Source organism: Halobacillus sp. H74, from assembly GCF_052246715.1.
GTDB lineage: Bacteria > Bacillota > Bacilli > Bacillales > Halobacillaceae > Halobacillus > Halobacillus litoralis_A.
The window spans coordinates 157,412-182,906 of record NZ_JBQQCI010000007.1 but is presented as its reverse complement, the minus strand read 5'-3'; the positions used below and the strand labels follow the sequence as shown (position 1 = coordinate 182,906).

General features: G+C 42.0%; 24 protein-coding genes and 1 riboswitch. Of the genes, 20 read left to right on the top strand and 4 right to left on the bottom strand.

Features of this window, described 5'->3' with window-relative positions; genetic code table 11:
- Nucleotides 1-132 precede the first annotated feature (132 nt).
- The 7 genes from ACTWPX_RS16600 (at nt 133) to ACTWPX_RS16570 (ending at nt 7,261) form a co-directional block, all read left to right on the top strand.
- Nucleotides 133-735 carry a class I SAM-dependent methyltransferase gene (locus ACTWPX_RS16600; protein ID WP_443120696.1) on the top strand — a complete coding sequence of 201 codons (603 nt, stop codon included), beginning with the start codon at nt 133-135 and terminating at the stop codon, nt 733-735.
- 218 nt (nt 736-953) lie between these two features.
- Nucleotides 954-1,109 carry a hypothetical protein gene (locus ACTWPX_RS16595; RefSeq protein ID WP_443120695.1) on the top strand — a complete coding sequence of 52 codons (156 nt, stop codon included), beginning with the start codon at nt 954-956 and terminating at the stop codon, nt 1,107-1,109.
- A 392-nt stretch (nt 1,110-1,501) separates the two neighbouring features.
- Nucleotides 1,502-2,587, top strand: coding sequence for a DUF1611 domain-containing protein (locus tag ACTWPX_RS16590; RefSeq protein WP_443120694.1), 1,086 nt, complete (start codon nt 1,502-1,504; stop codon nt 2,585-2,587).
- Nucleotides 2,584-3,660, top strand: a complete 1,077-nt coding sequence (locus ACTWPX_RS16585) for an alanine/ornithine racemase family PLP-dependent enzyme (RefSeq protein WP_443120693.1) — start codon at nt 2,584-2,586, stop codon at nt 3,658-3,660. The genes ACTWPX_RS16590 and ACTWPX_RS16585 overlap by 4 nt, the downstream gene beginning before the upstream one ends.
- A 460-nt stretch (nt 3,661-4,120) precedes the next feature.
- A complete protein-coding gene (locus ACTWPX_RS16580; RefSeq protein ID WP_443120692.1) occupies nt 4,121-4,876 on the top strand; it encodes an alpha/beta fold hydrolase in 756 nt (251 codons plus the stop codon).
- A gap of 316 nt (nt 4,877-5,192) precedes the next feature.
- A complete protein-coding gene (locus tag ACTWPX_RS16575; protein WP_443120691.1) occupies nt 5,193-6,218 on the top strand; it encodes a hypothetical protein in 1,026 nt (341 codons plus the stop codon).
- A gap of 146 nt (nt 6,219-6,364) precedes the next feature.
- Nucleotides 6,365-7,261, top strand: coding sequence for a DUF4367 domain-containing protein (locus tag ACTWPX_RS16570; protein ID WP_443120690.1), 897 nt, complete (start codon nt 6,365-6,367; stop codon nt 7,259-7,261).
- 69 nt (nt 7,262-7,330) lie between these two features.
- Here ACTWPX_RS16570 and ACTWPX_RS16565 read toward each other — a convergent pair whose 3' ends face one another.
- Nucleotides 7,331-7,642, bottom strand: a complete 312-nt coding sequence (locus tag ACTWPX_RS16565) for a hypothetical protein (RefSeq protein WP_443120689.1) — start codon at nt 7,640-7,642, stop codon at nt 7,331-7,333.
- Nucleotides 7,643-7,899: 257 nt separating this feature from the next.
- Here ACTWPX_RS16565 and ACTWPX_RS16560 point away from each other — a divergent pair, with 257 nt between their 5' ends.
- Nucleotides 7,900-9,156 (top strand): MFS transporter, encoded by a 1,257-nt coding sequence (locus ACTWPX_RS16560; protein ID WP_443120688.1) that lies wholly within the window; start codon nt 7,900-7,902, stop codon nt 9,154-9,156.
- 102 nt (nt 9,157-9,258) lie between these two features.
- On the opposite strand, the gene ACTWPX_RS16555 is transcribed toward ACTWPX_RS16560, so the two are convergent.
- Complete coding sequence (locus tag ACTWPX_RS16555; protein ID WP_443120687.1) at nt 9,259-9,864, bottom strand: hypothetical protein; 606 nt, start codon at nt 9,862-9,864, stop codon at nt 9,259-9,261.
- 258 nt (nt 9,865-10,122) lie between these two features.
- Between ACTWPX_RS16555 and ACTWPX_RS16550 the strand changes: the two genes are divergently transcribed.
- The 3 genes from ACTWPX_RS16550 to ACTWPX_RS16540 are packed head-to-tail and all read left to right on the top strand — an operon-like array spanning nt 10,123 to nt 14,054.
- Nucleotides 10,123-11,067, top strand: coding sequence for a glycosyltransferase family 2 protein (locus ACTWPX_RS16550; protein WP_443120686.1), 945 nt, complete (start codon nt 10,123-10,125; stop codon nt 11,065-11,067).
- Nucleotides 11,060-11,434 carry a GtrA family protein gene (locus tag ACTWPX_RS16545; protein WP_128523038.1) on the top strand — a complete coding sequence of 125 codons (375 nt, stop codon included), beginning with the start codon at nt 11,060-11,062 and terminating at the stop codon, nt 11,432-11,434. Before ACTWPX_RS16550 ends, ACTWPX_RS16545 begins: the two co-directional genes overlap by 8 nt.
- A 13-nt stretch (nt 11,435-11,447) precedes the next feature.
- Nucleotides 11,448-14,054, top strand: a complete 2,607-nt coding sequence (locus ACTWPX_RS16540; protein WP_443120685.1) for a YfhO family protein — start codon at nt 11,448-11,450, stop codon at nt 14,052-14,054.
- A 328-nt stretch (nt 14,055-14,382) separates the two neighbouring features.
- On the opposite strand, the gene ACTWPX_RS16535 is transcribed toward ACTWPX_RS16540, so the two are convergent.
- Nucleotides 14,383-15,801, bottom strand: coding sequence for a YfcC family protein (locus tag ACTWPX_RS16535; protein WP_443120684.1), 1,419 nt, complete (start codon nt 15,799-15,801; stop codon nt 14,383-14,385).
- A 159-nt stretch (nt 15,802-15,960) separates the two neighbouring features.
- Here ACTWPX_RS16535 and ACTWPX_RS16530 point away from each other — a divergent pair, with 159 nt between their 5' ends.
- Nucleotides 15,961-16,191: a hypothetical protein gene (locus ACTWPX_RS16530; RefSeq protein WP_443120683.1), complete on the top strand. Its 231-nt coding sequence runs from the start codon at nt 15,961-15,963 to the stop codon at nt 16,189-16,191.
- On the opposite strand, the gene ACTWPX_RS16525 is transcribed toward ACTWPX_RS16530, so the two are convergent.
- Nucleotides 16,181-17,215, bottom strand: coding sequence for a zinc-binding dehydrogenase (locus tag ACTWPX_RS16525; RefSeq protein WP_443120682.1), 1,035 nt, complete (start codon nt 17,213-17,215; stop codon nt 16,181-16,183). The two genes, ACTWPX_RS16530 and ACTWPX_RS16525, sit on opposite strands and share 11 nt — an antisense overlap.
- Nucleotides 17,216-17,671: 456 nt before the next feature.
- Here ACTWPX_RS16525 and ACTWPX_RS16520 point away from each other — a divergent pair, with 456 nt between their 5' ends.
- The 8 genes from ACTWPX_RS16520 to ACTWPX_RS16485 all read left to right on the top strand — a co-directional run bounded on the left by ACTWPX_RS16520 (nt 17,672) and on the right by ACTWPX_RS16485 (nt 25,375).
- Entirely contained in the window at nt 17,672-19,009 is a 1,338-nt protein-coding gene (locus ACTWPX_RS16520) for a copper amine oxidase (protein ID WP_443120681.1), read from the top strand.
- Nucleotides 19,010-19,503: 494 nt separating this feature from the next.
- A riboswitch (TPP riboswitch) is annotated at nt 19,504-19,615 on the top strand.
- A gap of 154 nt (nt 19,616-19,769) precedes the next feature.
- Entirely contained in the window at nt 19,770-20,372 is a 603-nt protein-coding gene (locus ACTWPX_RS16515) for a thiamine phosphate synthase (protein ID WP_443120680.1), read from the top strand.
- A complete protein-coding gene (thiO, locus tag ACTWPX_RS16510) occupies nt 20,365-21,498 on the top strand; it encodes a glycine oxidase ThiO (protein ID WP_443120679.1) in 1,134 nt (377 codons plus the stop codon). Before ACTWPX_RS16515 ends, thiO begins: the two co-directional genes overlap by 8 nt.
- On the top strand, nt 21,482-21,685 hold the full coding sequence (gene thiS / locus ACTWPX_RS16505) for a sulfur carrier protein ThiS (RefSeq protein ID WP_443120678.1): 204 nt from the start codon (nt 21,482-21,484) through the stop codon (nt 21,683-21,685). The genes thiO and thiS overlap by 17 nt, the downstream gene beginning before the upstream one ends.
- A gap of 2 nt (nt 21,686-21,687) precedes the next feature.
- Entirely contained in the window at nt 21,688-22,452 is a 765-nt protein-coding gene (locus ACTWPX_RS16500; protein ID WP_443120677.1) for a thiazole synthase, read from the top strand.
- Nucleotides 22,452-23,468 (top strand): ThiF family adenylyltransferase, encoded by a 1,017-nt coding sequence (locus ACTWPX_RS16495; RefSeq protein ID WP_443120676.1) that lies wholly within the window; start codon nt 22,452-22,454, stop codon nt 23,466-23,468. Before ACTWPX_RS16500 ends, ACTWPX_RS16495 begins: the two co-directional genes overlap by 1 nt.
- Before the next feature lie 250 nt (nt 23,469-23,718).
- On the top strand, nt 23,719-23,871 hold the full coding sequence (locus ACTWPX_RS16490) for a hypothetical protein (protein WP_443120675.1): 153 nt from the start codon (nt 23,719-23,721) through the stop codon (nt 23,869-23,871).
- A gap of 295 nt (nt 23,872-24,166) precedes the next feature.
- Nucleotides 24,167-25,375 carry a Bcr/CflA family efflux MFS transporter gene (locus ACTWPX_RS16485; protein ID WP_443120674.1) on the top strand — a complete coding sequence of 403 codons (1,209 nt, stop codon included), beginning with the start codon at nt 24,167-24,169 and terminating at the stop codon, nt 25,373-25,375.
- Nucleotides 25,376-25,495: the final 120 nt, after the last annotated feature.

Below are 25,495 nucleotides of genomic sequence, written 5' to 3'. Positions count from 1 at the left end.
GGTTGGATTTAGAGATCTATTATTGGAGGGTGAGCCGATGCTCGAATTAGATTTTTCTTATAGCTATGCCTATCTTCTATAGGTGAAGTGACGGCCAAGAGCAACACTTTATGAAAGGGTGTTCTTACAAGCATGGGAGTATTAAAGGAATTTCTCAAACAGTTTAAGAAGCCTGAAGGTTTTTTAGGGGGAGTTGCAGGATATTTAATGGCTAAGGAACCAGAAAAAAGTGATTGGACGGTATCGTTGTTAAATCCTACTGAATCGGCCAGGGTATTGGAAGTAGGTTTTGGACCTGGTATAGCTATCGAAGCATTGTCGCAAAAGGTAACAGAGGGTTACATTGCAGGGATTGAGATTTCTGAAGTAATGATAAAAGCAGCGAGTAAAAGAAATAAGCAGGCTATTAACAAAGGCATTGTGGATTTAAGATTGGGGAATGTTTCTGACTTGTTACCTTTTGAAGAAAAGTTTGATTACATTTTAAGTGTTAATAACTTCATGTTTTGGGAAAACCCCATTAACACACTCATAAATTTACGTGCGCGTTTAAAACCTAATGGGAAAATAGCGATTACTATCCATCCGAGAGCGAAAGGTGCCACCAACGAGACCACAAAAAAGTTCGGTGAAAAAATCAATGATTGTTTAAGAGAAGCAGGTTATTCAGAAAACCAGATACATTATAAGAAAATGAAATCCGCGGATTGTGTTTGTGTTATAGCTATAAACTAGGTGGAAATAGTAGTGTATATATAGTTGAACTTTTATCTATTACCTGTATATTCATTCTCGATATATCATTACTTTGAGAATACTGGATATCGCCATGAGATTTATCTTCTGATAAGCTTTGGTTATCATAATTGACTAAACTTATTTATTTTTCCTCCCATGATAATGGGAAGTTAATGGAGTATGATGTATAGCCTATTGGGTTCAGGAGGTGTATTATGCAAAAGGCAATCACTGTTCATTATCAATCCGATAAAAAGAACAACGTAAGTGAATTGAATCAACTTCTTGAAGAGGGATGGAAGGTTGTATCTCAGAGTCCAGTCGGTTTGGTGCCAATGGTATCTTCACTTGTTATACTGGAGAAAGAATAAGGAACAATTCTTCGGAAATCGTTAAAAGAAAAAGAGAATGATATTTATATTTACCGCCTTTGCCTAGGGCGGTTTTCTTTTTGGATAAAAAACAACATTAAGGTCTGAATTGGCTGATTGCTGCAAAGATCTTCGCTGTTCAGTACTTCAACCTTTAGTGTCAAAGGAGAAACATTTTATATTGGTGTTTTTGTATGAAAAACTTCAAAAAAATATAAATAACAAAAATTTCCTGGTTTGTGTGCTATAATTGTATATGCGTGTGAATGTTGCTATTTTTTAGAAAATTCACTTACTGGCTATTCTATATGGCGAAGTTTTCTTGGCCGAAATGTAGAATCTCTTTTACGCGGAATGACTGTAGTAAAAATAGATTTGGGAGGAATAGCCTTATGAAAGAATGTGCAATCGTGTATTGTGAAGATAAATTTGGAACAATGGATGGAAAGACAGCCAATGGGCTCGTAAGAAGTTCAAGAAACTTCGATATCGTGGGAGTTATTGATAGTACAAAGGCAGGGAAGGATGCCGGTGAATTTCTATTTGGAAAGGAAAATGGTATCCCTATCTTCAAGGATCTTCACCATGCTTTGGAGTTGTTGGGGAAAGTTCCAGACCACTTTATATATGGAATAGCGCCTTCAGAGGCATTTTTGAAAAAAGCGGAACGAAATCTTCTGTTTTATGCAATGGAACAGGGGATGAATATCGTTAATCCACTTCATGAATTTTTTACAAATGATCAGGAATTTGTAGAGCATTCAAAAAAGTGTAATGTCAGGATAAACGATGTTAGGAAGCCTCCGGAAAAGAAAGATATGCATCTTTTTTCAGGTAGAATTCTATCAATTGATACGCCAGTCATAGCGGTACTTGGCACTGATAGCGCCATCGGAAAACGAACGACTTCTGTGTTGCTTGAAGATGCCTTGATCAAGCAGGGACTAAACGTCGCCTTTATCGCTACTGGCCAGACCGGTTTAATCCAGGGGGCAAAATACGGTGTCGCGATTGATGCGATTCCTTCTCAGTTCATGACAGGTGAAATCGAGAACCAAATCATGAAAGCATGGACAAATGAAAAGCCGGATATCATCATTGTTGAAGGACAAGGGGCATTGAGTCATCCAGCATACATCAGTTCATGTGGAATTATAAGAGGTTCAAGACCTGGTGCCGTTATTGTGCAGCATGCCCCGAAACGGGAGCACCTTGGTGATTTCAGCTATATGAAAATGCCAACAGTCAAAAGTGAGATTGATTTAATCGAAAACTTTGCGAAATCAAAAGTCATTGCTGTCACAATAAATCACGAAAATATGTCTGATGAAGAGTTGGATCGTACAATATCGGAATATGAAGATGACCTGAATCTCCCAACAACGGATGCTCTTAAATTCGGTTGTGATAAATTAGTCTCAAGCGTCTTTGAAGCTTATCCAACCTTAAAAAGCAAACAAAGTGTCACCACTCATTGACCAGATCACTTACTCCGCGCATTGAAATTAACCTGGCAAAAATCGCTCATAATGCGTCAACGTTAGTCGGAATATATGGAGCTAAAAATATTGGATTAATGGGAGTAACGAAAACGGTTTGCGGAGCACCTGAAATTGCTAAGGTCCTGTTAGAACAGGGGATTCCAATGCTAGCTGATTCAAAGCTCCTCAACCTTAAAAGAATGCGGGATGCTGGTATCAAGGCGGATTTTGTGTATCTGAGATCACCCTCTTTAAGCGAAGTTGACATGGTCATTGAATATGCTGACATAAGCATCAATACTGAACTTGCTGTCGTTACGAAATTATCTGAGGCAGCACTGGTAAGTAATATTGTGCAGAACATTATTGTTATGATCGAGATGGGTGATTTAAGAGAAGGGATCATGCCCGAAGATCTTGATTGTTTTATTCAAGAAGTTTTGACCTTGAAGGGGATTGAAATCGTGGGAATAGGCGTGAATTTTGCCTGTTTCGGTGGGGTCAAACCAGACAACCGGAAAATGGATGATTTATCCTTACTCGCTTCCATGATTGAAACGAAATACACCTTGCCCCTTTCATACGTATCAGGTGGGAATTCAGCCAATTACGAGTGGTTTATGGGTGCTGCAGATGTTGGGAAAGTAAATAATCTGCGTTTGGGGGAATCGATCTATTTGGGACGGGAAACGTTGAATCGATTGGTGATACCAGAATTGTATACGGACGCATTTACATTCATTTCAGAGGTTATCGAGTCAAAAGTAAAACCTTCGATGCCTTATGGAGAAATAGGGCAGAATGCTTTTGGAGAGGTTCCGCAATTTCAAGACCGTGGCCTCATGAATCGAGTGATCGTGGGTGTGGGAAATCAAGACGTGATGGTTTCAGGGTTAACTCCTCTATTAGATATTGAAATCCTGGGCTCAAGCAGTGATCATACAGTGATTAATGCCAAAGATAGCAACTTGAGAGTTGGTGATGAAGTCACCTTCAATTTGAACTATGGAGCACTTCTTTCCCTCATGGTGTCTCCATATGTTGAGAAAAAATACAGCTATGTTATTTAATAGGGAGTTTACCCTCCAACCTTTATAAAACCGCTCAGAGGTCAATGCTCTGAGTGGTTTTTAACATTTAAGTTTGTTTGAAGTGGTGCTTGGGCAGAAGCGGATATTTTCGGTGGATTAGTATGTCTGGATTCTATAAATGCGAAGAATGAATAAATGATGGGGGACATTTATAGTTAAAGCGGTAATATAGAAAGGATCTTTGAACATCGTCCCATGCAGTAAACAAATCAAAATGTTTATAAGTTGAAAAAGTCACTATAAAGATTATAATGGACCTTCAATTAATCGGGATTATAACGTATTAAAAATCAAACTTAAAGTCTACTTTAATATCTCGAGATCAGGTTTTCCACAATAGGGATCGGTAGCCTTAATTAGCATTTCAACTAACATAGCAGGTTTGTTCAAAATAGTGATTTCATTTTCATAAAACTTATAAAAGGAAAGGTGAAATGGTTTGAAAATACAGAAACATATAGTGGAAACTTCAGCAGGAAAATTAAAATATAACATAAGTGGTAGCGGTAAACCCAATATAGTATTAATTAATGGAGGTTCGGGACCAATAGAAGGTTGGATGAAAGTTTTACCAGAGGTATCGAAAATAGCATCAGTATTTTCCTGTAATCGTTTTGGTGTCGGGGGTAGTGACAAGCCAAAGAAACCACAAGAGGGAATAACTATTGTCGAAAATTTACGTGAGGCACTAAAAAAGATCGGATTTGAACCCCCTTATTTGCTTGTAGGACACTCATTAGGGGGCTTGTATGCAAATTTATTCACCCGACTCTATCCAAACGAGGTAGCAGGCGTTATCTTTCTGGAATCCAGTCATCCAAATGATACAAGCCTCGATAAATATCAAGGGAAAATTGTAAAAACTATTAACAAGATGTTCTCAATCTTTGACTCCTTATCATCTGAAAAACAATTTAGCGAAGTGAATTTTGTTAAGAAAACCGTGAATCAAATTAAACAAATAGACTCTTTTCCAGAAATACCTGTGTACGTAATTACGGGTGGGAAAGAACACCGTATGATGCCAGAGGAAGCTCGTCGAAAACGCCTGGAGAATCAATTGAAATTACTATCCTTATCAGAAAACAGTAAACACATTGTAGCTGAAAATAGTGGGCATTTTCCACAGTTATCAGAGCCGAAAATCGTGATTGATGCTACTAAGGATATTATTCGACAAATCAACAATAAGTAAGGATAAAAAGATCAATTAGACATGGAACAATAAAAAATGAACATAATCGGCAATGACTGGATACATTACTTATCACGTCTTTTTTTTGTTAATTTCTACGAGAGGCCGCCCCGATCATGTTTTGCAAGCTGGGGCAGTATTCATGAGTTCTACGTGGACGATTGCTTATTAAAAGTAAGTACTTACATAAGAAAAAATAAGAACTTTACACAGATGAAGGAGTAGAATTGCTATAGCGTACCTGATTCTTTAAATTATTGGAAGGAAACCGTACAATGAACAGGTGGTTTGTGAGTTAAAAGAGGTGAAAAGTACAATGAATGTTCATAAAAGGAAAATATTCAATCCAGCCTCGGGTGCGATTGTCATGGCGTTAGGTATTTTTTTGCAAGGGGCGATGAACCATTTTTTAAATCAAACAGCAGGTAGATGGTTTGTTTTTGCTTATCTGCTTCTTTCTATTGCCATATATTCAAAATTGTTCCGGCAGGTCTTCCAAAAAGGTTTTCTTCCCTCATTACTTAAAAACCCAGTCAATTCCTTCGTTCTCGGTTCGTGGATTGCTGGTTTTTCTGTGTTGAGTATCGTATTGGAAAGGTATCTACCTTTGCTTCATTTTATGGTGGCTGCTTTGGCGGTTGTCAATTCATTGCTGTGGGTAATGTTTCTTTATATTTGTTTTATGAATTTCAAGCAATTGTGGATTCGTCCAGCTTTCCATGCCACTCATGGTGTTGTACTTTTGTCTGCTGTAGCAACTCAATCAGTGGTCATCTTATGGAATGAATTGTTTCCTTCTTTGCCTGATATTTTCAGTCTATCTGCATTTGCCCTGGGGGCCCTTTTTTATATCGGTGGCCTGATTCTTATTTTTAAACGATATCTTGAAACAGACTGGTCCTTAACAGAAGATTGGACGAATACCAATTGCATTATCCATGGTGGTCTTTCGATTACGGGGCTTGCCATTGTTTCGACAAAAATGTTCCAAGGAGAGATTCTGCTTTATTATTGGATGCTTGTTCTGATAATTTTTTGTCTGGTGGAAGGTTTGGAAGTCGTTCGTGCTATCAAGCGAATCCGGCAAAAGGGTTGGAGAAAAGGCATCTTCTCCTATAATGTCAGCCAGTGGTCACGAAATTTCACGTTCGGGATGTTTTATGCTTTTACAATGGTAATGCATGAAAACGCTTCTTACAAAAAACATCTCTATGATTTCCATGAGCATTTCCTGTCTGTGTGGGCATGGGTGGTTTTAATAGCTCTTGTCATCGAAACCGTTTTGTGGGGTGGGGAGAAAGTGTTAAAGGGAAATGCCAAGGTCAAACAAGGCATATATTAAGGCTTAGACTGTCTTTTTGGTAGCTTTTTTTTTGAAAAATATAATCAGTGTGTCTCCTGTTCCAAGCTTCCCGATTCCCGACTTTTGAAACGGAAGCCAGTGTGTAATCGTACACGTATAAAGAAGATAAAACGGAGGTCGTCTTATTGATCAAAAAAACTCTATTTATTGTTATTACGCTCCTTATAGCCGCCGGTTGCGCATCTAACCAGTCTACTGGTGAGAATACGACAGAAGATGATGTAACAAAGGTCCTGGAGCAAATTTTTTCTGGACCTGATGAAGAGCTGACTCGATTTTATGAAGAGGATGATTATGAAGGGGTTTTTGACTACTACACGGACCACTTCGAATCATTCTTTACCGAAGAGTACATGAATCAGGCGGTGAACACCAATCTGCTTGGCGGCTTTCACCAGAAGGCGTATGGGAATGAAGTTAACATGGAGATTGGCAATAGGAGCATTGAGCAGAGCGAGGACACAGAAAACGCTTTTGATTTTGTGATGCAAATCGATGTCAGTAATGGTCAGTCAGCGGAGGTCAGTGGGAGAGTGAACACGAACGAAGAGGGCAAAATCACTCGAATTCACTACATTGACACTCAATCATTGATGAACGCTTTTGATACGGCCGTGGAAACAGAAGAAGGACTATACGAATACGATCATTCTATGTTGGTGAGCCGGACCGGAGATGAAGTCTATCAGCCTATGTATCCGACTGTCATGCCTTTTGAAGTTGATGGTGTAGAAATAGAACCTGGAGTCATGGAGCAGAAGGATACCTTATTAACATTCATCTTTCATGCCGAAAAGGATGAAACGATGGAACTGATGACCGTCAAGGATGGTGAAATCACCTATCAGGACTTGGACACGAAAGAGGTTTCTATCGGGGATCAAACAGGTCAATATGCTGGAAACGAAGGCGGGACTCAACGGTTGATTTGGTCAGACGGATCGATCACCTATGAGTTGAAGGGGGATGTAGAGGGCTTATCAAAAGGTGATCTGATCACAGTGGCAGAGTCTTTTGAATAAGTCATGCACTTGACCTCCCCGTTGCAACAGGCTCGGTCGGAAATCGACGGAGCCTGGTATTAATAGCAGTTATTGCTTGTTTTTACGTTCCAATCGGCTCCATTCCTCATTGACTACAAATGCAAGGTCATCATTACCGAATAAAGACAACACTTCTAATAAAGTTTCTACAGGAATCTGGTAGGCTTCATTTGGAGTGAGTGTTAATTCTGCGGCATCCGCCAAAGCAGTATTGTTTGACTGATTTGGATAAGCTTTTTTATATATTTCAAAAGGGTCCAATTCATTGTTCACACACCATTGAGCGAAAATTAAAATCATCTTTTGTTCATCTTGCTTGTATTGGTAAATGACTTGCTCATCGATTTCCTTCCGGTCCATGCCTCAAGCCTCCTTAAGATAAATTCGTATAACGGATTTTACTACCGAAAAGTATCCTATTTTCTAATACTGGATTAGAAAGCGTACGCCTATCAATGAAATTCTCATATTATCTATTTTAGCACTGGTATTTCTTGCTGTCTTCTATGGCCCGTCATCTTGAGGAAAACACAGCAAGCAGTTTTTTCAGTTATGTATGTTTTGTGACAACTATGTACATTTACAGGTGATTTCCAATTTTTGTAGAAAGAATTCTTATGTGGGGTGTTACTATTAGTCAACAAAGCTTTTCCCAAAAAAAGAATTCTTATTTATTACTATTTGGATTGGGCATATCTACTTTAGGAGACTTTATTTATCTCGTCGCCATCAATGTTCTAGTATTGAAATTAACCGGTTCTGCTGCTGCAGTAGCGGGTTTATGGATTATAGGACCTATAGCTTCGATGTTAACGAAATTTTGGTCTGGGAGTATGATAGATCGTTTGAATATAAGAAGAATAATGATTGGAACAGACATCATTCGCGCAACTTTAGTAGCGATCATTCCTTTCTTCAGCTCTATATGGCTTATCTATGTATGTCTATTCTGTCTATCCATTTCAAAAGCCTTCTTTGAACCCGCAGCGATCACCTATATAACTAGCGTTGTTCCTGAGAATGGACGAAAACGGTTTAACTCTTTCAGAAGTTTGATCACTTCCAGTGCTTTCTTGATCGGTCCTGCTATTTCGGGAGCACTTTTTCTCCTTACTACTGTCCATATATCCATATGGATTAATGCTTTTTCTTTTGTTATATCAGCCATAATGGTGTATTTACTGCCAAACGTGAATACTGAGGCTGATGAAACAGGAGGCAGACTCAGCTTGAAAATATTGAGAAGTGATTGGAAAGAAGTATTTAAATTCAGTCAGGACAACCTATTTATTGTAAAGGTGTACTTCTTAGCTCAATTTTTTATGATTGTAGCACTTGGAATGGATGCACAAGAGGTCGTCTTTACTCAAAAGGTATTAAATTTATCTGAGACAGACTACGGCTTACTCATAAGTCTCACAGGCGTCGGCTCAATTTTAGGAGCAGCTACTGTTTCGTTCGTGGCTGAAAAATTGTCTATAAGAGCTCTGATGTCCAGTGGCTATTTCCTGGTATCGGTTGGTTATTTGGTTTATGCTTTCTCTTTTTCATTCTGGACAGTAGCATTCGGATTTATGGTCTTAGGATTTTTCAACCCCTTTTCTGGCACTGGATTTATGACTTTTTATCAAAATAACGTGCCTGTTAAAATGATGGGGAGGATTTCTAGCATATACGGAATCTTTCAAAGTCTTCTTCAGGTCATCTTTATTTTATTGATTGGTTTTACAGGTGATATCATTCCGGTCAGATACAGTATCCTTGCTGCTTCGACTTTATTGCTAGTTCTAAGCATTTGGCAAATAAAGTTAGTTGTGATGCCAAGCAAATCCGGATATTTCGAAGAAGAATCAGAACTTCAAAGCACTTCTTAATATTTCACATCTGAGCTTAAAGGATATCAGGCATGATTTTATGGAACACAGTCTTAACTAAAAGGGTTGCGTTCTTTTATCTGGAGAAGATCAACCTTCGAATTACTTATTTGGCTTCTTCACCCATAAATTCACTTGTAAATCAGTAATCGTCACCTCTATGATAGGGTCTTCTTTTAAATCAATGTTTTTCATTTGGTCTGGAAGGGATAACTGAAATCCGAATTGGTCCCCATCACGGTAAGTCAACCCGGAAGATCCAGAAGGGGATAATTGATAAGCTTCGCCTTTATAAAATGCTTCTGCTTCCGCTTTGAAATGACTAGAAAAACCGTTATCATTACGTACGTGCTCCAAACCAGAAATTAATGTCGCACCACCCGCGTCATAACTCCCGCTTGATCTGAAAGTTATTTCGTATCCTGAATCCATTTGTGATACTTCTGTTACATGAATTTTATTTTCACTTTCCTCTAAGAGCACTTTTCCTTCGTTACTTTCTATATCATTTAAATCAATTTTTACGGTATACTTTCCCTCTTCAGGAAAGGTTTTATAATAATAATCCTCTATGTTACTTGTTAGATAGCCGATCCCTTTGGATTGTAGATTGATGCCTTCCATTATTCGCGGGAGCAGCAGGAAACCGATAGCGATTATTGCCAAAAGGATATATAACATATTCAAATTAAATATTCTTCCTATCACATATCTTCCTCCTCATAAAACCGAATGGTAATCTATTAATCTGCACGTTCCGAAAAACCTTATGTCCATATTACCATAAAATTACACCACCTTTTTAAGGTATGCGGTGAACGAATAAGGATTAGTAATTGGGTTGAATTATGTATGCAATATAGAGGTTGATAGCCTTCAAATCCATAACTTCCCCTAAGTTTCATTTTCTCTCCGCTCGGGTATGTTTATATCAGATTAGTAACGACGTTCGTGCGGAGGTAGAGTATGGAAAAGTTATTGGTTTCAGTGGTCATCCCGGCATTTAATGAGGGGGAGAATATTGAGCTGGTACATGAAGCGCTGCAAAACGAGTTTGCAGGACTTTCCTATTCGTGGGAAGTAGTTTTTGTAAACGATGGAAGCGGTGATGATACGCTTAAGAATATCCGTACATTGGCAAATACATATTCAGAAGTGAAATATGTGTCATTCACACGCAATTTCGGTAAGGAGGCTGCCCTTTTCGCCGGACTTGAGAGCGCCAGGGGGGACGCGGTGATTATTATGGATGCTGATTTGCAGCATCCCCCTGCACTGATCCCTGATTTATTGGAGGGATATGAGGAAGGCTATCAACAAGTAGTGGCCAAGCGAAACCGGAAAGGGGAGGCAAAGTCCCGCTCTTTCCTCTCTTCGCTTTACTATAAAACTGTCAATCGCCTTATCCAGGTGGATGTGCATGATGGTGAAGGAGATTTCCGGCTGTTGGGAAGACAGGCGTTGGAAGCTATCTTGACACTCAGTGAGGGCAACCGGTTTTCCAAGGGATTGTTTTCGTGGATCGGGTTCGAACAGAAAACCGTCCACTTTGACAATGTCGAGCGGCAAAATGGCAATTCACAATGGTCGATGAAGCAGCTGCTGGAGTATGGAATCGAGGGAATCGTCTCCTTCAACCAGCGGCCGCTTCGTTTCGTGATGTATACAGGTTTGTTAATCATGGCGCTCAGCCTCCTTTATATCTCTTTCATCTTCGTGATGACTCTCATCAGAGGAGTGGAAGAGCCTGGCTATTTCACGATCATATCTTCCGTCTTATTCCTCGGAGGTGTACAGCTGGTGAGTCTCGGAGTGATTGGTGAATATGTCGGAAGAATCTATATGGAAACAAAGAAACGGCCGCATTATCTCGTGCAGGAGAGTAATGTAGAAAGGGATACCTATGAGTAAGTGGAACAATGAATTCACCCGGTTCGTCGTCGTAGGCGGACTGAATACAGCGAATTACTATCTATTCTATGTTCTTTTTTATAACTTTCTGGGCTGGTTTTACCTTCTTTCACACATCCTTGCTTTTTTCATCAGCATGGTCATATCTTTTTTCTTAAATGTCTATTTCACCTATAAGGTAAAGCCCACTTTGGGCAAATTCCTTATGTTCCCATTCACTCAGGTGGTCAACATGTCGGTTTCTTCCCTTTTAATCTACCTGTTTGTTGACCTGTTGCATTGGAATGGCAATATCGCTCCATTAGCTGCAGTCATTTTCACTGTTCCAATCACTTTTCTTGTTACTAGTAAAATTCTGAAGAGGTAAGGCGTGAATAATCATGACAAAGAAACAATGGATCCTGCTTATCTGCGGCAGTCTTCTCACTGCTCTCCTGGCGCATGCCTTCTTCCTATATCAATGGTCACAAGGAGTGTATATGACAGGGCCGAATGACGGGCTCTCTCAAATGGTTCCTTTCCGTGATATGCTCTACGACCAGTTCACCAGCGGGGATTTTTTCTATTCCTATGAATTTGGACTCGGCGGAGGCACTCTCAGCCAGCTTGCCTATTATTACGGTATCAATATCTTTTTCTTCCTGACAGTCATGGTGGTATTCATTCTGGAATCCCTGTCGATCATCAGGGAACCGGATGTCTTGTTCTGGGCCCAGGCTACTGTTTTTATCAGCACCGTAAGAATGATGTTCATATTAATCATCACTACATATGTATTCCGATACCTGAACGACGGAAGGCTGCTCCCATCCTTCATTGGCGCTGTCCTTTATGGAACTTCCGCGATGTATTTTTTGCATGTCACTTATTGGGAATTCTTCGGGGATGCTTTCCTGTGGCTGCCGCTTTTGATTCTCGGGGTGGAAAAAATCATCCGGGAGAAAAAGCCGGGCTGGCTTATTACAGCGACAGCTATTTCCTTCTTTGACAATTTTTATTTTGCCTATATCAGCGGCATTTTCACCGGCCTCTATATAGCAGCAAGATGGATATTTCCCTTGGGCACAATAGAAACGCCGAAACGTATCCAACTCAAATATTATTGTTTTTGCGTCCTGCTTGGATTCGGTATCGGCTCTGCCGGGCTTGTGCCTGCAGTCTGGAGTTTTCTGCAAAACACACGGCCGCCATATGATCAGGAAATCCCGCTTGCTGCTTTTCCGAGCAACATTCTTTATGACAGCTACTACATGATCGTTCCAGCCGTGTTTGTGCTAATGCTTGGCGTTCGAAAGCTGTATAGGAAGCCGCAATTCCGATTATTCGCCATATTGAGCCTGGGATTGATCGTCCTGCATTTCATCCCCTGGGCAGCCAGTTTTTTCAATGGCCTATCCGCTCCCCAGCACCGTTATGAATATCTGGCAGCGTTCACGATTGGCTGCGCCGTTGCTTCTGGACTGCCCGCATTGAAAGATGTGACGATAAAACAGCTCACGGTTGCAAGTGTAGGACTCGTCGCTGTGTATACGGTTTTTCAGTTGACGGATCCAACATTAGAACTCAGCAGCCTATGGTCAGCAGCTATCCCCATTTTTGCAGGAATAGTACTGTTGCTCGTATTTCTGTTCATCAAGGATGGGAAAAAAGCGGTGTATAGGTATGGTCTGTTTACCATCATCGTCCTATCGCAGCTTGCAGTGATGAATTACTACCAATACGACAAGTTGTATGCAGATGGAAGTGTCCATGAAAGCACGAAGGAGTATATCATGGGTGAGAAATATTCGGCAGAAGAACAACAGGCATTAATTGATGATGTTCTGGATTCCGATTCCTCCCCTCTGTCCCGGGTCTCATGGATGGAAGATGGTAGATATAATACACCGATCATCCAAGGTTTTCCCGGAACCAGTGTCTATTCCAGTATCCTCAATGGGAATCTGCTGAATTACTATTATCATGATCTGGAAATTGATATGAAACGGGAAAGCGTCAGCAGATACTCTGGATTCGGGGATCGTGCCAATCTGCACAGTTTATGGCAGGCCAACTATGTTATGTATGAAAAAGGGGAAGTAACGAATATTCCATACGGATTTGTCCCTTTTAGGGAAAGTGAAAACTATATTATTTATGAAAATACAAATCCCCTCCCATTCGTCCGAGTTTCCGATCAGATCTACAGGGAGGAGTCACTGGAGAATCACCACCCACTGACCCGTGAGCAAGCGATGCTGCAGGGTCTTGTGGTAGAAAATGCAGAGACGAAAGGGAAGGACGTTCCGCATAAAGGAAACTTGGTTGACAAGAAAAACATAGAAAGCGTCGGTGGCAGCTATTCCGATGAAAGGCTTGTCATCACGGAAGAAGAAGGGGGGATCGACATCTCTGTTCCAGATTCCGTGCTGGATTCGGATGCTGAAGATATCTATGTTTCCTTTTATCTATTGAACAATGAAGTAGAGGCGCCACTATTTGCTCTAAGGGTGAACGACTTCTGGACCACTAGGAAATCCAGGGAATCCATTTATAAAACAAATGTAAATGATATCACTATCCGCATCCCTAAAGAGGAGCAAATTTCCATCCGTATGCGGGAAGGAGATTATACGTTAAAAGATGTGGAGGTTTATACGGAAGATTACGAGGCACTTGAAAACGCAGCAAAAAATAAGCAGGAGAACCAGCGGAAGCATGATATAGCAATCAATGGAAACCGCATCACCATCGACAACCTGTCAGCGGATACGGATGGCTATCTTGCCATTCCTGTCCCTTATGAAAAAGGTTGGCAGGTGAAGGTAGATGGAGAGAACCGCGATTTGGAACAGGTCAACTATGCTATGCTCGGCACCTCGATACAAGAAGGAGATGAAAGAGTAGAATTCATCTATTATCCTCCGTATATCAAAATCACTTTGATGGCCGCTGGGGTGTCCCTGCTTATAGCGATGATTTGGGTAAGGAAGAGACGGGGGAGTTGAATGGTTTTAACATCGTTAAAGACCATTTGTTTAAGCTCCCCAAACTGAATCCCACCCGGAATATAATCAAAAAGGGAATCTGCGGGGTACTTGTGGAAATTATGGGAGATTCGGACCCGGATAATGTGTTTTATGGAATTGAATACACAAATAACCCCGTTAGTTATTTCTAACGGGGAGTGAATAGAGATTAAACCTGGAGGAAGATCATCCTCCGAAAAATCAGGGAGACAGGGGAGGAGCTTTCCTTTTTCTTCTGAAAACATGTCAAAGCTAAGAACCTATCTACTTATTTCACGCCTGCTAACTCAAGAAAGATTACTTAGTATTAAACCGGTCCCCAGCCAATCAACACCCCTACAGATAACATGATCACAGCAATCACTATCCAGATCAACAAGAGAGGCAGCATCCACTTCGCCCACTTTATCCAAGGCACTCCCGCTACGGCTAAGCTCGCCATCAATGGCCCTGAGGTAGGAAAGATACTGTTTGTGAATCCATCCCCGAACTGATAAGCCTGAACAGCAACTTGACGGGTGATCCCGACCATATCAGCTAATGGGGATAAAATCGGCATGGCGATCATTGCCTGCCCGCTTCCTGATGGAACCAGGAAATTCAAAACTCCATTTGCGACAAACATCCCAAGTGCAGCGAAGACAGGGGACAGTCCTTCAAGTGGGATCGACAAGGCATTTACCGCTGTATCCAGGATTTTTGCATTTTCCATGACAATCAAAACTGCACGGGCAACACCGATAATCAACGCACCATAGACGAGCTTTTGACAGCCATCAAGGAATGTCATAGCAACTTTATTATAATTCATACCAGCAATAATCCCTGATACGATCCCGATCACAATAAAAAAGGCAGCCATATGATTAATCGTCCATTTAAACTCAATCGTCGCATAAATGAAGAATAATAGCGCAGCACCTACGAAGGCCAGGATCCACTTATGACGGACCGTAAAGGGCGCCTTCAACTCATCTTCAGACGCCTGCTTTTCATCTAGGACACCTACAAGACTTTTTGTGGGGTCATTCAACAGCTTTTTCGCATAGCTCCACGTATAATAAATGGTGATTCCTACAATTACTACGAAAGCGATGATTCTGAGCAGCATCCCGGAAAATAATGGAATATCGGCAATTGACTGAGCGATTCCGACAGTATAGGGATTTAAAAAACCGACGTTAAACCCGGCGAATGTCGCTCCGAACGTAATCGATACGGCAACGATTGCATCCAGCTTCATCGCCCGGGCAATAATCACGCCAATCGCTACAAAAGGAATGACAGCGTTCGCGATGACGCCGACGGCTCCTCCTATGGCGAATAATATTGAAACCACTGATATCAGCCAGAACTCCTTTCCCCTGGTTTTATTGACCGCTCTTAAAATTCCGCCTTTTATCGCACCCGAGCGCTCGACAACTTCAAATGCTCCTCCAGCAAATAACACTAAGAAGATCAGTCCCGCTGACTGAATCATCCCTTCCTGTAAGGCTAAAAAGATATCCATGAATCCTGCCGGGCTTCCATCTACTTCACTGTATGTACCAGGAATAACCCGCTCCACGCCATCCACAGTTTCACGCTCAAATGCTCCTGATGGAACAAGATAGGTTGAGATCACCGCTAACAATAAGACCGCAAAAAGAATGACATATGTATCCGGCATTTCCCATTTTCGTTTCTTTTCCACCCCTGTGTTCAAAGTTCGATATGGTAAACTCATGTCGTCCTTATACCTCCCGGTGAATAATTATTCAGTTTTCACGACCAAGAACTCTGTATTCATACTTGGAATGAAAAAGGATATTGTATAGTATATAAACAAATTTAAATATTTGCAAAATTTAATAGAATAATGGGACGAAATAGCCAGGAGGACTGTTTGAATAAGAAGGTTTCCTTGATGAGAATAGAAGAACGGTTTGATATGCAGGAGGGGGGAGAAAGGTTTGAATGGCAGGCAGGGGATGGTTTAATTAGTATTTATCAGGCTGGTGAAGGTGAGGGCACATGGATCTTCCTCTATATAAAATGTGAAGGGGGAGGACAAGCGACTCTGCAAGCCTTTGTATGCTGTCGTTACCCCCCTTCATTCAAAAGATTTATGGGATGAGGACGATCTTCCCGAGTTTGCCTGCATTTTTAAAATAGGCTTGAGCTTCCCGGGCTTCTTCTAGTGGAAATGTGCGGTCAATGACCGGTTTGATTTTACCCTCTTCTATAGCATCAAGCATGCGCTTGAACTCGTTTCTTGTCCCTAGAACAGAACCGTACAGAGTGATGTGTTTCAAGTAGAGGGTTCGAAAATCAAGCTCAGTTTTTTGCCCACCTGCTGAACCAGAAGTGCAAAATTTTCCTCCCTTTTTGAGTACTTGCAAGGAAGTGCTGAATAAGGCATCGCCTACTACATCCAAGACAGAATCGACCGGTCCGCCGTTTACTTCTATGATCTGTTCAGCTAGGTTATCAGACTTATACGATAACACGTGGGTGGCTCCTAATTCCTTCATTTTTTCCTCAAGCTTCAAATCTCCGACAATCGCGATGACCTTAGCCCCGAATACGTTGGCAACAATTTGGACGTTCAGCGAACCTACACCGCCATTGGCACCGGTCACCATGATTGTTTCCTCTGGCTTTGCTTGGATTTGTTCCACCATATGCCAGGCAGTCATTCCGCTTACAGAGAAGACGGCACTTTCAATAGGATCGGATAGAGGCATCTCATAGCATAGGTCAGCAGGCCAAGTTACGTATTCGGCATATCCTCCATCGTATTCAGAACCGATAAAGGACATATCCTCTGAGATATGCTCAAGTCCTTCTTTGCCGCTTGATGTGAATGGAAATAGGACGACATCTTTTCCTATTAAGCTTTCATCCACTTCACTTCCTGTTTTCTCAATACAACCAGTGATGTCTGATCCTGGTATGCGAGGGAATTGTACACCTTCCGGCCGCCAGCCTGACTTACCACCTGATCCATAAGCACCTTCTCGCATCCAAATTTCAGTATTATTGATCCCGCAAGCCTTCACTTTAATGAGTACTTCGCCACTTTTCGGTTCCGGCACCTTTTTTTTCACGAGCTCTAATTTGTCTACATCACCGTAACCTGTTACTTGTACAGCTTTCATATGATCCTCCCCTTTTTGTATTGTTTGTCATCATCATTGTACCTGTTTGAGTACAAGAGAAACAGTTGCACAACTTGAGCACCCCACTATTAAATTGCCCCACTCAAGGAAAAACATAAGGGACCCGAGAACCTATTTAGGCTGAACCTTTTTGCAGTTACGCCGATAAAATCCTTTTTACGCTTATTAATTCAAACATCATATATTTATCCAAAACCAGCCTCCATCAGGTTGGTTTTTTTGTGCTATTGATAAAACATCTCCGTACTTTTTCTCTCCCTCTGATCTGCTGAAAAATTCCGAGGGTTATCATTTATTTCCATAAACCCTGTCAACACAGGAAAAAAGACAGCAAACGAGAGAAAAGTTAATTTTTTTCATAAAAAAGTGATCCATAAATGATACCTGTCCGATAGCTATGTGAAAAAACAAAAACGAAGGAGAGATGAATGAATCATGAATTTCAAAAAAGCTCTATTAGTCGTACCAATGAGTGCAAGTCTGTTACTCCCTACGTCTTTGGATATCGTGAACGCTGAAGAACATAAGATTCCACAAACTCAAACGGAAGCAGTAGAGTTGCGATCCCAGCTGGACAACTTGTTCAGTGAGCATGCATACCTGGCTGTTGAAACAATGAGAAAAGGAGCAGAGGGTGCATCGGATTTTGAACAATCTGCTGCTGCTTTATCATCCAACACTGATGACCTCACAGCTGCTATTGAATCTGTATATGGCAAAGAGGCTGGTGAGAAGTTCAATGAGATGTGGTCTTCTCACATTGGTTACTTCGTCGATTATGTGAAAGCGACAGGAAATGAAGATGAAGAAGCAAAACAAATGGCATTGGATGAATTGAACCAGTATCGTGAGGACTTCTCTGAATTTATTTCAGAAGCGACCGGAAACCGCTTAAAAGCAGATGGTCTTGCTGAAGGCTTGCAAATGCACGTCAACCAGTTGATCGGTGCTTTTGATGCATATGTAGCAGGTGATTATGAAGAAGCGTATATGAAAGAGCGTAAAGCCATTGAGCATATGTATGGCGTAAGTAAAGGGATGTCTAGTGCCATCGTTAATCAATTCCCGGATAAATTCAACAATACGAAAACTGTCACTCCAGCTGCCGACCTTCGTTCTAACCTGAACCACCTTTTGAGTGAACATGTTGGACTAGCTACGATGGCGATGCAAAATGGTCTTGATGGATCAGAAGATTTTGAAGCATCCGCTAAAGCTCTTTCAAATAATACAGAAGACTTGACGAAAGCGATTACGTCCATCTTTGGTGAAGAAGCTGGTTCCCAGTTCAATGACATATGGACACAGCACATCGATGACTTCGTTTCTTATGTAAAAGCGACAGGAAATGATGATGAAGTGAAGAAAGAAGAAGCCATGAAAGCGTTGGAAGATTATCGTGAAACATTCGCTAAGTTCCTTGAGCAAGGTACTAAAGGCGAGATAAGTGCAGATAAACTGGCTCCAAGTCTGCAGCAACATGCCGATTACTTGTTCAATACGTTTGATCAATATGCAGCTGAAGACTATGAGAAAACCTACATGACTCTAAGAGATTCTTATGCTCATATGTTCGGTGCATCTAAAGCTCTTTCCACTGGGATTGTAGGTGCATACCCTGATAAGTTCATGGGTGAAGAAATGCCAGAGGAAATGCCGGATACAGGCATGGGCGGCACAGCGTCAGATAGCAACATCTGGTTGTATGCATCCATTCTTGCAGCAATCGCAGCGGCAGGTGTCTTCCTCCGCAAACAATCTAAACAGCAGTAATCCTGAGCTTTAACCAATGCAACGTTGAATAAAGGATCTAAATGCTAAACCGCCTATTTTGATAGTCTACTGAGAACTGCAACTTTCTGAGTTATGCATCAAAGAAAAAGCCGAGTAGGACGATTTTATCGTTCAACTCGGCTTTTTTATTTCGATGAGACATACGGGCTCTTACACGTCCATGAGCGTTCGGTGGGTGATGCTCGCAGCAAGCCTCCATCGACAATCGATTCGTGAGAAGCAACAATAAACTTTAACAGCTCCTCCAGATTGAAAAGGTTTTTTCAATGGTCACTTTTTTGAAGCGGGCATTTTTGATGAGAATCACAATCAGATTTCCTGTAATCGATGATAAGTTCAGTAATATGATTTTAAGTTTTTCGGTTGGCTTTATTAGATGAATGAAGTAGAATTGACCGAAAAGATACTTACTTACGGTAGACGGAACTTTCAAAATATTGTAAGGTTAAAGTGACAACAATAAAATTTAATGAATTACTCACTAGGGGTGCCTTTACTTAAAGGCTGAGATTGAAGTGGAACTTCGAGACTCTTTGAACCTGAACTGGCATTAAAACCAGCGGAGGAAAGTGACAAAGCCTTTGTATTTTCACACGTGAAATGGATGCATTTTCATGTTGGTAATAAAATAGGTCATGCCACTTTCCTCCGGGAAGGTGGCATTTTTTTGGTTAAAAATTTTGTTTAGCTCTGCGAGTGTGGGAGATGGCTTTTATATTCCTGTTGAGGAGGTGAGGTTGTGAAATTAGTTGCCGTTACTAATGGAGAAATGGAAGAAACAGATTTGGTAAGAACCATTCTTGATTTGGCAGAGGTTGTTGACCTCATCATTCTGAGGGAAAAACAAAAGACGGTTTCTGGGTATCTTTCTTTTGTAAGGAACTTGCTGGAAAGTGGAGTTCCTAAACAGAAGCTTTGTGTTCATAAACATATGGATGTTGCGGGTTTGGCGGGGATTGATCATCTTCATCTTCCGGAAAATGGGGCAGCAGTCAACAAGGTAAGGAAAATCTATCCGCATCTCACTATAGGTGTATCTGTACATACCATAGATGCAGCTATACAAGCAGAAGAGGAAGGAGCGGATTATGTCATGTATGGCCACGTTTATTCCACAAGCAGTAAAAAAGGAAGGGCTCCTAGAGGAATCGGAAACGTCGCCAACCTTACTGGGGTGCTCAGTATTCCAGTGGTGACAATCGGGGGAATTGATCCTGGAAAAGTGAAAGAATTGACTGCGATAGGGGTGGAAGGGATCGCGGTCATGTCTGGGATATTCAGTGCTGAAGATCCTCTGGAAGCGGCGGATCGTTACAAAAGGAAGGGGCTTTATGATGGATAAGCACATAGATACGTTGGTTATCGGTGGGGGAATCATAGGTCATTCGGTTTCCTATTATTTGAGTGAAAGTGGCCATTCTTCGTTAGTGGTGGAAAAGAATACAAGTGGCAATAGAGCGACAAAGGCAGCTGCCGGCATGCTCGGGGTGCATACAGAAAATAAAGAAGCAGGTGCTTTTCACCAGTTTTGTGAGAATAGCAGAAATCTGTATAAAAAATTAAGTACGGACTTATACGCACAAACAGGAATAGATATCAGCTTTTCACAATTCGGGATGCTGGAAATTGCTATAGATCCACGACATCACGATGATTTGCTCGCAAAAAGGGACCTGTTTCCTGACTTAATGTATCTTTCGGGTCACCAGCTAAGAGAGCGGATACCTGCCGTTACAAAAAAAGCATCTGGAGCATTATTCATGAAAGAGGATGGACATGTTGAACCCACACAAGCTTGTGAAGCCTTTAAGCGAGGGGCGTTAGCTCATGGTGGAGATCTGCTTGAGAATAATGAGGTAGTAAGGATAGAAAAATCAAAAGGGTCTTTTAAAGTCCACCTTGAAAATGGTTCACTCACTGCTGAAAAGATTGTAGTGGCTTCAGGGGCTGAAAGCGGTCGTTGGTTTACTGGAACTAGTCTTTCAAACCCTATGGTTCCGACAAAAGGCGAATGTTTTTCCATCAAACCTAACAGGCACTTTGTAAATGAAACCTTATTCTTCCGCAATTTTTACCTCGTGCCAAAGCTGGATGGACGCCTTGTGATCGGGGCGACTACCATTCCTGAGGACCGAAGCACGACCACAACAGCTGGGGGGTTATCAAAATTGATGAATGATGTATTCTCCATTTTCCCTGATTTACAAGAGGAAGCATTCCATGGATGTTGGTCAGGGATTAGGCCAGGTTCTGTCGATGGCAGGCCGATCATCGGTGAGCATCCTGAAATGGAGGGGCTGTATTTTGCCACCGGTCATTATCGTAATGGAATCTTGCTAGCTCCTGCCACCGGCCAAATCATCAAAGACATGATTTCAGGAAAGACAGTTCCTAATGTGCTTAAGGAAATGTTCTCACCGGAACGCTTTCAAAGAGAAGGAGGCAGCCGTTATGAATATTCGCGTTAATGGGAAAGACCTGCAGTTATCAGAACAGGAAACGACAGTGGCTGATTTGCTCGATGTATATAAAGTGAAGAAAGTGTTTTCGGTTGTGGAAGTTAATCGGGAAATCATCAGTAAAAATGTTTATGAAACCACAAAGCTCTCCAATGGAGACGCTGTTGAAATTGTTCATTTTGTAGGAGGAGGATAATCATGTTAAAAATAGGTGCTAAACATTTCCATTCACGATTGATGTTAGGGACTGGCAAATACCCTAGTTTCAAAATGCAGAAAGAAGCAGTGGAAGCTTCAGAGACTGAGATATTGACCTTCACAGTAAGAAGGATGAACATTTTTGATGCTGATGAGCCTAACTTGCTGGAAGCACTTGATCTAGAAAAGTACTCATTACTTCCGAATACAGCTGGAGCAAAAAATGCTGAAGAAGCCGTGCGGATGGCTCGTCTTGCTTATGCATCCGGGTTGTGTGACATGATTAAAGTAGAAGTGATCGGTTGTGATAAAACTTTGCTTCCTGATCCTTTTGAAACGATGAAAGCGTCTGTACAACTTTTAAGTGAAGGATTCACAGTGTTGACATACACCTCTGATGACGTTGTATTAGTCAAGCGTTTAGAAGAGGAGGGCGTTCATGCTGTCATGCCTGGGGCTTCACCAATCGGTTCTGGGCAGGGCATTATAAACCCGGTCAATCTTCAGTTTATCATTGAACAATCAGAAATCCCTGTGATCGTTGATGCAGGAATAGGGTCCCCTAAAGATGCAGCATGGGCTATGGAGCTTGGGGCAGATGGCGTATTGTTGAATACAGCCGTTGCAGGAGCGGATGATCCTGTCAAGATGAGCGAGGCAATGAAGTTAGCCATCCGATCCGGGCGTTTAGGTTATGAAGCAGGCAGAATTAAGCAAAAAACATATGCGACAAAAAGCAGCCCGGAATACGGGATGATGGAATGATGAGGGACCGCTATTCACGACAGCAGCTTTTTTCAGCAATAGGAAATGAAGGCCAGGAACTCCTCTCACGTAAACATGTGCTGATCGTTGGCGCAGGGGCTTTGGGATGTGCCAATGCAGAAATGTTAGCAAGAGCAGGGGTCGGCAAATTGACACTTATCGATCGGGATTACATCGAGTGGAGCAATCTGGGGCGACAGCAGCTTTATACAGAAGAAGATGCAGCCCACACACGCCCGAAAGCAAACGCTGCCGAGGAAAGGTTAAAAGCTGTCAATTCAGAAATAGTAGTAGAGGGCATTGCTGAAGATTTTCATGCAGAAAATGCTGAACGTTTGATACAGAATGTGGACATCGTCCTTGATGGCACGGATAATTTTGATACACGGTTTATCATCAACGATGTTACAGCAAAACATAAGGTCCCATGGGTTTACGGCGGCTGCTTGCAAAGTCATGGGGTTTCCCTCGGTATTATGCCGGGGGAAACTCCTTGCTTGCAATGCCTGATTGAACATGTACCTCAAAACGGGGGGACATGCGATACGGTTGGTATCATTGGGCCGGCTGTACAAATTGCAGCTTCTTATCAAACGACCGAGTGTTTGAAGTATCTTACCGGTTCTCCATTTTCTTCCCGATTCATTTACTTTGATGTGTGGGAAGGGGAGCATTCTTCCATCAACGTTACGAATCTTTTAGACCCCCACTGTCTTTCATGTTCTGAAAATGCAGATTATCCCTATTTACAAAAAGAAAAAGGGATGCAGACGGCGGTTCTTTGCGGGCGAGACACCATTCAAGTCAGACCAGAGGAGTCTGGAACTCGATCGCTTCAGGAATTGAATAATAATCTGGCAGCTGTGACTACAAAGCGTAAAGAGAATGGTGAACTTCTTATCTTTGAGGTAGAAGGAGTGAGATTCGTTGTTTTCAAAGGGGGAAGAACCTTGATTCATGGAGTCCACGATGTGACAAAAGCGAAGAAGTTGTACAATCGTTACGTAGGAGTGTAATATCAGCCTGCCGAGGTAAGTGAATGACTGACTTGGGAGAGTGGGCAAAGCGACATTAACTGTTGGCTTACAAAACCCGCGAAGATGGAGGCCACTGAAGAACTGCAACTTTCTGAGTTATGCATCAAAGAAAGGCCGGGCAGGACGATTTAATCGTTCAACTCGGCTTCTTTATTTCGATAAGACATATATAAATCAAAGAAAATCACTCTTTTCAGATAGGCCTCGTTGCTTCCACGAGGAGCGTTCGGTGGTGACGCCTGCGGGAACAGCGCGAGCCGAAGATCCACTTGGTCAAGTGGTCTTCTTGACCAAGTTAGCTGAGGCCGTGCCCGCGGCAAGCCTCCACCGACAAGCGATTCGTGAGAAGCAACAACAAACTTTAACAACTCTTCTGGATTGAGAAGGTTTTTTCAGTTGCCTCCGAAGATGTAGGGGATTTTTCGCAAATTTGAATGAAAAACAGAAAGAAATCAGTAGTTCAGTTATCGGGGCCACACGAAGGTGTGCGCTCCTTAATTGAACTACTATTTTTAATGTTTGTCTTAAGCCGAGGAATATTTATTCCCTATCAGGGGAAGAACATAGACTTTATGAATGAAAAGCGATAAAATCATAGTTTAAAAGATAGGAGAAGGTGGGGATACCTTACAAGGAACGGAAAATTGTAGAGTCAATCAGGAAGGTGTTTGAGTATTATGCTGCATAACCCAATAGGAAAAGAACGCTTGGCCCTGGCTTTTCTTCTCGGAATGCTGGGAATCCTTGGGCCATTGAATATTGATATGTATTTACCGAGCTTTCCCGGTATTGCATCAGACCTCGAAACAAACGCATCGCTCGTCCAGCTAAGTTTGACTTCGTGTTTGATTGGACTTGCAGTCGGACAACTTGTCGTCGGGCCAATGAGTGATGCACAAGGAAGAAGAAAGCCGTTGATTGTTTTCATTTCTTTATTTGCTTTTGCCTCGCTCCTTTGTGCGTTGGCTCCGAATATCACCATACTAGTCATTGCGCGTTTCTTACAAGGGTTCACTGCTTCTTCAGGTGTCGTTCTTTCCCGTGCCGTTGTGCGCGACGTATTTACAGGGAGGGAACTGACGAAGTTTTTCGCATTATTAATGGTCATCAATGCAACGGCTCCGATGATTGCACCGATGACAGGGGGAGCGATACTGCTGCTGCCGTTTGCGACGTGGGAAACGATCTTTTATTTCTTGGCATTTCTTGGATTGTTGATCGTTTTGACGGTGACGATAAAGCTTGAAGAAACCCTGCCTGTCGAGAAACGGATTCCCAGTTCAATCAAGGAGTCTTTCCGCACCATCGGTCGTTTGTTTAAGGATCGATCGTTCATTGGTTATGCCCTGACCATCGGTTTTGTGCACGGAGGAAGCTTCGCCTACGTATCAGGAACACCGTTTGTGTACCAGGGTATCTATGAGGTATCGCCACAAGTTTTCAGTGTGTTGTTCGGTATCAATGGTCTAGCGATCATCACAGGGAGTTTTCTGATCGGCCGGTTAGGTGGAATCATCCATGAAAGAAGCTTGTTGCGTGCTGCGATCATCATCGCTGTCAGTGCCACCCTCTTCCTTTTAGTCATGACAATTATTGAAGGGCCACTGGCATCTCTGGTCATTCCGATCTTCATTTATATGACAGCAATGGGGATGGTGTTGACGAGTACCTTCACGCTGGCGATGGAACACCAGGCGCACAGGGCAGGAAGTGCAAGCGCGGTCTTGGGGATGCTGCCACTATTATTCGGAGCGACCGTTTCTCCACTTGTAGGCCTTGATGAGTCGACAGCTGTCCCGATGGGGGCGACGTTATTTATCACTGCTTCCATTGGTGCCGTGATGTTTTTCACCTTAACGAAGAAACCAGAACGTTTCACATCATGAATGATTTGCTCTCAGCCTGGATCGTGCAGGCTGAGAGCTTTTTTTATAGAAGGAAATAGCAAGCTTATCATTAGGAGTCGTTTCCATAGAGAAAGCCCAACGACATTCCTTGTCGAAGGC